This window comes from Paraburkholderia aromaticivorans (assembly GCF_012689525.1).
GTDB classification, from domain to species: domain Bacteria; phylum Pseudomonadota; class Gammaproteobacteria; order Burkholderiales; family Burkholderiaceae; genus Paraburkholderia; species Paraburkholderia aromaticivorans_A.
This window is the reverse complement of sequence record NZ_CP051514.1, coordinates 2477184-2486079: the sequence shown is the minus strand read 5'-3', so window position 1 is coordinate 2486079 and position 8896 is coordinate 2477184. Positions and strand designations below refer to the sequence as shown.

General features: G+C 58.9%; 7 protein-coding genes and 4 pseudogenes. 5 read left to right on the top strand and 6 right to left on the bottom strand.

From position 1 onward, the window contains the following. Positions 1-21: 21 nt before the first annotated feature. Together HF916_RS52020 and HF916_RS11740 are read right to left on the bottom strand one after the other, a co-directional pair. Positions 22-147 (bottom strand): annotated as a pseudogene (locus tag HF916_RS52020) (flavin reductase family protein); the annotation flags it as partial. A gap of 65 nt (positions 148-212) precedes the next feature. After that, positions 213-1538 carry an acyl-CoA dehydrogenase family protein gene (locus tag HF916_RS11740; protein WP_240975440.1) on the bottom strand — a complete coding sequence of 442 codons (1326 nt, stop codon included), beginning with the start codon at positions 1536-1538 and terminating at the stop codon, positions 213-215. A gap of 207 nt (positions 1539-1745) precedes the next feature. Here HF916_RS11740 and HF916_RS11735 point away from each other — a divergent pair, with 207 nt between their 5' ends. Continuing rightward, the gene (locus HF916_RS11735; protein ID WP_206001738.1) at positions 1746-2513 is read left to right on the top strand and encodes a TetR/AcrR family transcriptional regulator; all 768 of its coding nucleotides are present in this window, start codon (positions 1746-1748) and stop codon (positions 2511-2513) included. Between the two features lie 149 nt (positions 2514-2662). On the opposite strand, the gene HF916_RS11730 is transcribed toward HF916_RS11735, so the two are convergent. Beyond that, positions 2663-3136, bottom strand: a complete 474-nt coding sequence (locus HF916_RS11730; RefSeq protein WP_206001737.1) for an Lrp/AsnC family transcriptional regulator — start codon at positions 3134-3136, stop codon at positions 2663-2665. A 58-nt stretch (positions 3137-3194) separates the two neighbouring features. After that, positions 3195-3998, bottom strand: a pseudogene (locus tag HF916_RS11725) (IS4 family transposase); the annotation flags it as partial. A gap of 106 nt (positions 3999-4104) precedes the next feature. On the opposite strand from HF916_RS11725, the pseudogene HF916_RS50865 reads away from it, so the two are divergent. After that, a pseudogene (locus HF916_RS50865) lies at positions 4105-4248 on the top strand (type II toxin-antitoxin system RelE/ParE family toxin); the annotation flags it as partial. Here HF916_RS50865 and HF916_RS11720 read toward each other — a convergent pair. Both HF916_RS11720 and HF916_RS11715 read right to left on the bottom strand, forming a co-directional pair. Further along, positions 4246-4463: pseudogene (locus HF916_RS11720) on the bottom strand (IS4 family transposase); the annotation flags it as partial. The pseudogenes HF916_RS50865 and HF916_RS11720 overlap by 3 nt on opposite strands. 81 nt (positions 4464-4544) lie before the next feature. Continuing rightward, positions 4545-5252 carry an IS6 family transposase gene (locus tag HF916_RS11715; RefSeq protein ID WP_431311401.1) on the bottom strand — a complete coding sequence of 236 codons (708 nt, stop codon included), beginning with the start codon at positions 5250-5252 and terminating at the stop codon, positions 4545-4547. 253 nt (positions 5253-5505) lie between these two features. Between HF916_RS11715 and HF916_RS11710 the strand changes: the two genes are divergently transcribed. From HF916_RS11710 to HF916_RS11700, 3 genes are all read left to right on the top strand, one after another. Next, positions 5506-7401 carry an FAD-binding monooxygenase gene (locus HF916_RS11710; RefSeq protein ID WP_168788920.1) on the top strand — a complete coding sequence of 632 codons (1896 nt, stop codon included), beginning with the start codon at positions 5506-5508 and terminating at the stop codon, positions 7399-7401. Positions 7402-7450: 49 nt separating this feature from the next. Beyond that, on the top strand, positions 7451-7861 hold the full coding sequence (locus HF916_RS11705) for a MarR family winged helix-turn-helix transcriptional regulator (RefSeq protein ID WP_431311400.1): 411 nt from the start codon (positions 7451-7453) through the stop codon (positions 7859-7861). Between the two features lie 286 nt (positions 7862-8147). After that, positions 8148-8621 carry a MarR family winged helix-turn-helix transcriptional regulator gene (locus HF916_RS11700; RefSeq protein ID WP_168788919.1) on the top strand — a complete coding sequence of 158 codons (474 nt, stop codon included), beginning with the start codon at positions 8148-8150 and terminating at the stop codon, positions 8619-8621. The last annotated feature ends 275 nt before the right edge of the window (positions 8622-8896 follow it).

Below are 8896 nucleotides of genomic sequence, written 5' to 3'. Positions count from 1 at the left end.
TTGGTTGAATCGTGAGCTCGATCTGACTGAGACAAGTACCAATGGCGGCTCGAGCGATACCGACATAAACGCATTCGCGGTCATCCCTGCCGGTTGGCCGTCAGCGGTATAGGTGACAACCGTTACGCCGGTGGCGAAAAGTCCCATGGTCGCGCGCAACAGCTTCGGATCCACCGGACTCGTCGCCTGAGGGGAAGAAATATCGTCCATGATCACACCAGCGGGGTAACCGTGTTTTCCACGCCGAGCAGTGCCTTGCCGTACACCTCACTGCCGATTGCCGGAAGGCCGATCGCGTGACGGGCAGCGGTATTCGAATCGCGCCACCAGCGCTGCATCGGGCTGCCCTCGGCAAAACTGCCTGCGCCGTGGGCGGAAAGCAGAACATTGATCGCATCAGTGATTAGCGTCGTGATCATGCCGGTATCAGCGCGAACCCGGGCCTTGACCACGTAGTCGAGCTGCACACCGCGCTTTGCGGCGTCGTCAATTTCGTCTGCCGAACGGAATGCGCGCAGTTCGGCCGTATCGACCTTGAGGGCCGCATCGGCGATCTGCATCTGGAACACGGTGGAGTCTGTCTGCTTTTCGAACGACGTATAGGCGATTGCGCGTTGCGACGCTTTGTCGATGACGTACCTGAGCGCCGCGCGGCCCATTCCGAGTTGCGGCCCCGTGAGAATGAGCGCCGCGAGCGGTACAAACGCTGCGCGATAGCTTGCCTCGTCCTTGAGTTCGGTCGGGTAGACGCCCTTTACTGCCGCCATAATGTCCATCAGGCGGTGATCCGGCACGAACACGTCGTTACCGACGATGCAGTTGCTTCCTGAGGCACGCATACCCGCGGTGTACCAGGTGTCCTCGATTGACAGTTCGCTCATCGGAACGAGCGCCAGATACTGAGCCTTGAATGCGCCGTTCTGGTCGTGCTCGATGACGCCGACCATGGCCCAATCCGCGTGAAGCGAGCCCGATGAGAAATACCACTTGCCGGAAATGACCAGTCCGCCTGCGACGCGGCGCGACTGCTTCGACGGCGTGAAGACACCGGACACGCGGGCATCGGCATTAACGCCAAACACCTCGTCCTGTGCCTGCTGCGGAAACAGCCCGGTGAACCATGCGCAGACATTGATCAACGCAACCACCCAAGCGGTCCCGCCGCACGCTTCGCCGAGTGCGGCCGAGACTTCCAGATGCGACCGCACGTTACCTTCGTAGCCGCCGTAGCGCTTTGGCACCATCAGGCGGAAAAGGCCCGCTTCGGCGATCGCACGGATATTTTCTTCGCTAGCACGGCGATTCCTGTCGGATTCGGCCGCGTTCCTGAACAACAGCGGCTGCAACGCTTCGGCGCGCCGCGTGAGTTCCTGCAGGCTTGCCCCATTCATCGGGCGGTCCGGTACGTATGCTTCGGCGAGTGCCAGTGCTTCCTTGATCATTTTTGTCTCCGCATCATAATGTACATTGATGTTACTATTAAATGTCTGAGCCGACTGCCAGACACTAGGTGAAAAGCAACTAGTCAGACCGTCCATCACCAAGAATCTGGACGATTCTAAATGTTTCATATCAACACTTTTGTCACTCCGACACCTGAGTCAGATATTAGAAGCCCGTTGGGTGCTGTGCAAGCTAAACTGGCACCAGTTAGGGTTTCCGATTAGAATGATTTTGTCACTATGACAAAACGTCACTTCGGTATTTCGGCGTACTGCATTTCCATAAGGATGAGGAACGCGATGGTGGATCATCGTTCGAAGGTCGCGGAAAAAAAGCGCCTGCTGATGAGGGCGAAGCTCCTCGACGCCGCGATGCGTGTCTATGCTGATCATGTCGGCCCGGGGCCTGTCATCGACGACGTGATCCGCGAGGCGAAGGTCTCGAGGGGCACGTTCTACAAATACTTCGACTCGCTGGAACAGGTGCTCGTGGCGCTCGGCCAGGAACTCAGCAATCAGATGACGAGCGACATACTGCCGGTGTATGACCTGCTGACCGAACCGTGGCAGCGTGCCGCCGTCGGCTTTCGCGTCTTCCTCGTGCGTGCCCTTCTCGACCGGAAGTGGGCCGGCTTCGTCACGCGGGTCGACGTCTGGCCGCATCACACGCTCGTCGCGCAGTACATGGCCGCGGACCTGGAGAATGGGAAGGCGCTCGGTCAGTTCACGTTCGATCTCGTCGACGTCGCCACCGACTTCCTTATGGGTGCGTCCGCTCACGGAATACAGGCGATCCGGCAGGGCGTGCCTGACCCGATTCGATATATGGACGGGAGCGTGCGCATGGCGCTCTCAAGCCTCGGTTGTGACCAGCAGACCTGTGAACGCGGCGCTGCCTTTTCCTACTCTTATTTGAAATCGTGGGCGCGCGGCGAACTCGCCGCAGCCAGGCCTTTCTGGGCGCTGAACATGAATTCGAAGGACGGCAGACTGTTTCTCTCGCACACTCCCGGCTCGGTCCTCGACGCGTCCGGCGACGGGAGTAAGCCTGCTATCGTCGCAGATTCGTAGACCCACGACAGCGTCCGTAGATGCGGCACGCGCCACACGTTGCGCTTCAAAGGCAGGAAAGCGCAGCGCTGCCGACTCGCGTGGCCAGTGGGAGCACAGGTGGGATTGAATCCGGGCGCGGCAGGTTGCCGTGATGTGGATCATTGGTTTCAAGTGACGGAAATCGCAGTTGAATACATGACCTGCTTGAGCGCGACGCTGGAGCGGATGCTCCGGACGTTCGGGATCCTTGTGAGTTCATCGACGATGAGGCGCTCGAGCGCCTGTGTATCCCGTACGAGAACCCGTAACAGGTGATCCGCGTCGCCCGTCATCAGGTAACACTCCACGATGCTCGGCAGCGCGACAACGGCGCGTTCAAATTCGTCCAGTCCCTCGCGCCGTTGATTCTCGAGCGACACATCGATGAACACGCTTAGGTTCAATCCCGCTGCGCCCGGATCCAGGAGGGTCACGCGCCGGCGGATAATGTTGCACTGCTCCATTGCCTTCACCCGAGCCAGACAGGGAGACGGCGACAGATTGACTCGCGAGGCAAGCTCTACGTTGGTTAGACGCGCGTCCTCCTGCAGTTCCTTGAGTATTTTGCGATCGATCGCATCGAGTTCTGTTGAAGACACCATGAATTGCAAAGACGTCCACCTCAGGCAGGCTGCGGCGGCTCGCGCGCGCTCTTGGAGAATGCAGCCGCACGCTCGCACAACGCAACGTCAGCCGCGCTGTGCGCTGAGGAACTTTGCCTCGGGTTGGCATCCGCAGCTCAGTGTGGCCACGGGGCGTGGTGGCCAGAACAGCTTCCCAAAGGTAGCCTTGCGGATGACGCGCTACACGGTTGTGTACTGCGCGGATCAACCAATCCACCCCGGCGGGGCGTTCGGCAGAAAACAGTTCGTACAGGTCGCTCTCGCGGTCTCCAACACAGACAAACCGCGTCTTTGCACAACGTAACCTGAGTGCCGCGAGATGGTCGATCCCTTCAAGCCATTTGATGCTTTCTTTCTGTTCGATGGGGCGCGTAACTGCGGGAGCCCTCTTGCCGAACACCTCTTCGGGGCGCACCCAGGTCTTCATGCCAAGCACGCCTGGCGGCAAGCCCTCAGGCGTGACTGCCAGCAGACTGTGCAACATGAAGCCCTGCTCATTGTTGCCGGTGCCGCGACCCAGACCTTCCGTCGCGTGCAGATGCGACAGGTTGAACTCCGTTGTGTCCTGAACCGCCAGCACGATCGGCACCTGTCTCATGCGATCGAGCGTTTGCGCAATGTGGGGCGCGAGGATGCCGTTCGTGTCGACCTGCGTATTATCGAAGAAACGGTAGGCAGCCTTCAGTTCGGCAGGCTTGAGCGATTGTGGAAACGAACCTTGCGGACTGCACGCGAGTCGGCGAGCCAGCGCAACGAGACGCTGCGCCAGGCGCGCATCACCCAGATTCGCCTCGCCAAATTCGGCACTTGCCCAGTCATCTGTCTCGTTCTCGTCGAACAATCCCGACTACCGTTGCGAACAGAATGGGACAAAGTTAACATCGACATCGACGGTTTACAAGCGATCATTCATCACTCCGCTCGCAAGGTGTGGGTAATCCTGAGACATAGGGCGGCGTCCCGCAACCGGCTCAACCCAATACGCCTACGAGCTGGATCTCCCCGGCCTGCGGTCCTGGTCGCTTTCACGTTATCCCTACCTCGTTTTTTATTTTGAACGCGACGACCACATCGACGTATGGCGCGTTCTCGTCAGCTGCGAAGAACAGCGACGCGTCCAGCTCCGGACAGGTTCTGCCCACACGGATGAGCCGCGCGATACGCCACGATACGACCATGTACAGCGCGAGCGCCTTCTCCACCCGCTCCATCTGTGAGAGTTGCAGCGCCTCAACCCGGCAGGCGTTCTTCAGGACGTTGAAGACATTTCTATTTCCCACCTCGCGCGGTACCAGTCAACGAGTTCGATGAGCGCATGCGCATCGCCCGCGGCTCTGGTGCAAATAGTCGATATGACGAGATATTTTGTTATATAAAGGATACCTGATCAGACAGACAGGACGGCCATCCAGTTAGCGGGCGCAGCGGTATCTTTGAGGCGGAGTTTCGCGAGGCTGAATTGGCCCTTGCGAATGCGATGTACCAGTTCAATACCTGAGAGAGTGATCGCTGCGTTCCGGAAACGTTTGAAGCCAAGCATGACTTTCGTCCGGGACTTGATGTTGCGGTGGTCCTGCTCGACCAGATTATTGAGATATTTCGAGGATCCGACCTTCGTGTCCTCCGGCAGCAAGCCATCAGCCTTCATCTCGCGCACGGCGCGGTGCGAGGCGGCGTAGCCATCAAGCGTGATGGTCTTCGGTGGCTGGCCTTGATGTTTGATTGCCTTCCTGAAAAACGCTTTTGCCGCCTTCACGTCGCGCCTGGCGCTGAGCATGAAGTCGACCGTCTGACCAGCCCGATCCACCGCCCGATAAAGATAAACCCACTTGCCGCGCAGCTTGAGGTAAGTCTCGTCGACACGCCACGACTGGCCGGTGGGCCTGCAAAAGCGGTTCCACCGTTTGACGAATTCCGGCGCAAAGCGACGCACCCAGCGCAGGATCGTCGTGCGCGCCAGCGACAGACCCCGTTCCGCCATCATCTCGACCAGATCGCGCAGGCTAAGCTTGTAGCGCAGGTACCAGCGAACACACAGAATGATCACATCGCGGTCAAAATGACGGCCCGCGAACAGTTCCTCCAGACTCTTCAGCTTGCTCATCGGCGGCTCTCAATTCGTTCAGACCGACACCTAACCGATTCCCCCCCGCGCTATTTGCACCAGAGCCCTCAATATGATCGTGTTGTGGAACACCATCTATATCGAGGCCACCATGATGCAAGTCCTGTGTTGACTTCTGTTTGTCGTAAAAGACCAGGGTAAACATCCATAAGTATGCGCTTCCAGATAGTTGGTGTACGGAGTATATTCAGGCCAAATTGACATGCACTCCTGGAGAACCCTCATGCAGTTTCATCTGAACGGCTTTCACGTCGGCGATCCGATGATTGAGCCAGCCGCTGACAGCTCGCCGAGCGTCGCGATGTCCGATACAGTTGACGTCCTTATCGTCGGAAGCGGTCCCGCGGGACTCGTGCTCGCGGCGCAACTGTCGCAATTTCCGTCCATCAGGACACGCATCGTCGAACGTCGCAGCGGGCCAATGCAGATGGGACAGGCCGACGGTGTCGCGTGCCGGACAGTCGAGATGTTCGATGCATTCGGGCTCGCCGACCGCCTGCTGCACGAAGCTTACTGGGTCAATGAAACAGTGTTCTGGCGGCCCGACGCACTTAACCGCGGTGCGATCAGGCGTACCGGACGCGTTCAGGATACCGAAACAGGGTTGTCTGAGTTTCCGCATGTGATTGTCAATCAGGCGCGTGTGCAAGACCATCTGCTGGACGTGATGCGCCGCTCGTCGCAGCGACTGGAGCCCGACTACGACCTCGAGGTGATCGACGTGCAACGCGACGATTCCGGCGACTATCCGGTGTGCGTCACCATGCGCCGCATGGATGTCGCGCGTCTCGATCAGACCGTGAGCGTGCGGGCCCGTTATGTCGTGGGTTGCGATGGCGCTCACAGCTGCGTGCGCACCGCTATCGGTCAAACGCTACGCGGTGATGCGGCCAATCACGCATGGGGCGTAATGGACGCGCTTGCCGTTACTGACTTCCCCGATATCCGGTTAAAAGCGGCCATTCAGTCCGCGAGCAAGGGCAACCTCCTCATCATTCCGCGCGAAGGTGGATATCTGGTGCGCTTTTACGTCGATCTCGGCGACGTCACGCCCGACAACCGTGACAGCATCAGGCAGACCACGGTCGATCGCATCATTCAGACCGCACAACAGATCCTGCATCCCTATACCCTCGATGTAAAAGAAGTCGCATGGTTCTCGGTCTATGAAGTTGGACAGCGCCTGACGGACCGCTTCGACGATGCACTCGCCGCCAACGGCACAGCGCGCGAGCCTCGCGTTTTCATCGCGGGCGACGCGTGTCACACGCACAGCGCGAAGGCCGGCCAGGGCATGAACGTGTCGATGCAGGACGGGTTTAATCTCGGCTGGAAACTGGGCGCGGTGCTGCAAGGGCGTAGCGGCCCGAGCCTGTTGCGCACCTATTCGGATGAGCGTCAGCCGATTGCGCAGGAGCTGATCGACTTCGACAAGGAATGGTCGGCAATGATGGCTGCTCCGCCCAGGGATCCCGGTCGCCCCGAAGCCGGCGGCGTCGATCCCGAGGAGCTTCAGGCATATTTCGTTCGCGCGGGTCGTTATACTGCAGGCGTCGCGACACGTTACAGGCCCGGCATGCTGACAGGTGATGTTGCGCATCAGGCGCTTGCAAAGGGCTTTCTGATCGGTACGCGCTTCCATTCCTCGCCCGTAGTCCGGCTTGCGGATGCAAAGCCCTTTCAACTCGGACACGCGGCGCAGGCAGACGGTCGCTGGCGTCTGTACGCGTTCTCTGACGCGGATCGAAGCGCCCTTCATGCACTGTGTGACCATCTGACGACATCGCCCGAATCCGTTTTGCGGCTCGTCACTCCAGACGATGCCGATGCGGACAGCGTACTCGATCTGCGCAGCGTGCTGCAGCAGCCTCATCGCGAAGTGCGTCTGGAAGACCTGCCTCCGCTCCTGCTTCCGCGCAAGGGTCGCCACGGCCTGATCGATTACGAGAAGGCATTTACGAGCGAAGCAGCGACTGATATCTTCGACGAACGCGCAATTGATCGACAGCGGGGCGCGCTCGTCGTAGTCCGTCCGGATCAATACATCGCGCATGTTCTTCCGCTCGATGCCTATCCGGAACTCAGCGCCTTCTTCCGGCCCATATTTCTCACGCAATAAACAGCCCAACACTGACAAATTACCGATCAAACAGCACAATCACGATACGCTGGTGAAATTTACCGGCAGCCTCGTGCGCCGGGCCCAACAGCGTCACGTAGCGGTATGGCTCAGCGAAGTCTCCGCTGAAATCACGAGCGTCCAGTACGCGGCGCTCGAGATCTTGCAGAGAACACCCGGTGTCAATCAGCGGCAACTCGGCGACGAACTTGACGTGGACCGCTCGACGGTCGCTGATCTGGTCGCCCGCATGGTTCGTAATGGCCTGATCGAGCGGAGCGACGATCCCGTTGACAGGCGCAGCTATGTGCTGTCACTGGCGGCGGCAGGCAGCAACCAGCTTGCTGCGTTACGCCCGCGCGTCGAGGAAGTGGAGCGCATCCTCACTTCAAAGCTGACGCCCCGTGAGTCTGTTGAGTTGCGGCGGCTGTTGCTCGCACTCCTGCCGCAAGGGACATAGTGCGCGGGATGCTCGGGGAGACGTTGCTGCTGCCACGCAAAGAGCGTAACGACGATGCAGTCTGTCGCCGGATGCAAGCGGCCGGCGTACCCTGTTTCGGAAGTTCATGATTAAATTGTGCTGACCGTCTTCATCGCCCTGATGATGGCGGAATATGCTCAGGGATGTCCGAACTTATTCAATGTGGCGCAACTCGCTGATCGATTTGTCCTGCGCCCGTCAGACCCTCATCCTGAGGGACATCGGCCTACTTCTACCCACGAGCCCATCGAGCTACTCTTCCACAATGAAGAATTTCCAGGTCACAGTTCAGTCCAATGCCGAAACGTTTCAATTATGCGATTGCCTCAACTTTCTTCTGCCTCGGGTTCACTCGACCCTTAGTAGTATGGTCAACCATCACACGATAGGGGAGCTGGGCGTCACCGGCACGCAAAGCGGCATCCTGTGTATGTTGAGTAGTGGCAAGCTCCGACTTGCGTCCGAGTTGGCCCGAGAATGTGGCATTGACGCAAGCTCTACTACACGGTTAATAGATCGGCTGGAAAAGCGCCGACTAGTTACCCGCCAGCGCGGAGGACGCGATCGGCGGACCGCCCATTTGACGCTGACTCCGGAAGGTCAGGCCGTAGCTGCCCGCATGCCGGCCTTCTGCACGGTCATCATGGACCGTGCGCTGGACGGGTTTACTGCGCACGAAAAACGGTCTCTGACAGATATGCTTCGTCGGATCCTCGAGAATAGCGAGGATTTGGCTTGAGGGCTCAGTCAGTGGACGCGCTTGAACCAGATCTATGGCTAAAAGTAATCGTCCTAATTATTGACGAGGCTCCGCAGACCGACGAGCTACGTTTATTGTCTGCATCGGGACTTCAGCCTGTCGGCGAGGCCACCCATGCTTTGTGCCATTCGAGAGCGAGAGAGGCTAACTGCAATTGTGGGGCGCGAGATGCAGACGCCAAATGTTTGGGCCTGCGATATATATCCGATGCCCGTATCAGGCTTTGTCAAGATGACGACTGTGCCGGGTAAATG

What these genes read in the sequence shown, in the direction of transcription:
- HF916_RS11740 (WP_240975440.1), bottom strand. Translation starts at nt 1,538, where the DNA reads ATGGACGGTCTGACTAGTTGCTTTTCACCTAGTGTCTGGCAGTCGGCT.
- HF916_RS11730 (WP_206001737.1), bottom strand. Translation starts at nt 3,136, where the DNA reads ATGGTGTCTTCAACAGAACTCGATGCGATCGATCGCAAAATACTCAAG.
- HF916_RS11710 (WP_168788920.1), top strand. Translation starts at nt 5,506, where the DNA reads ATGCAGTTTCATCTGAACGGCTTTCACGTCGGCGATCCGATGATTGAG.
- HF916_RS11700 (WP_168788919.1), top strand. Translation starts at nt 8,148, where the DNA reads ATGAAGAATTTCCAGGTCACAGTTCAGTCCAATGCCGAAACGTTTCAA.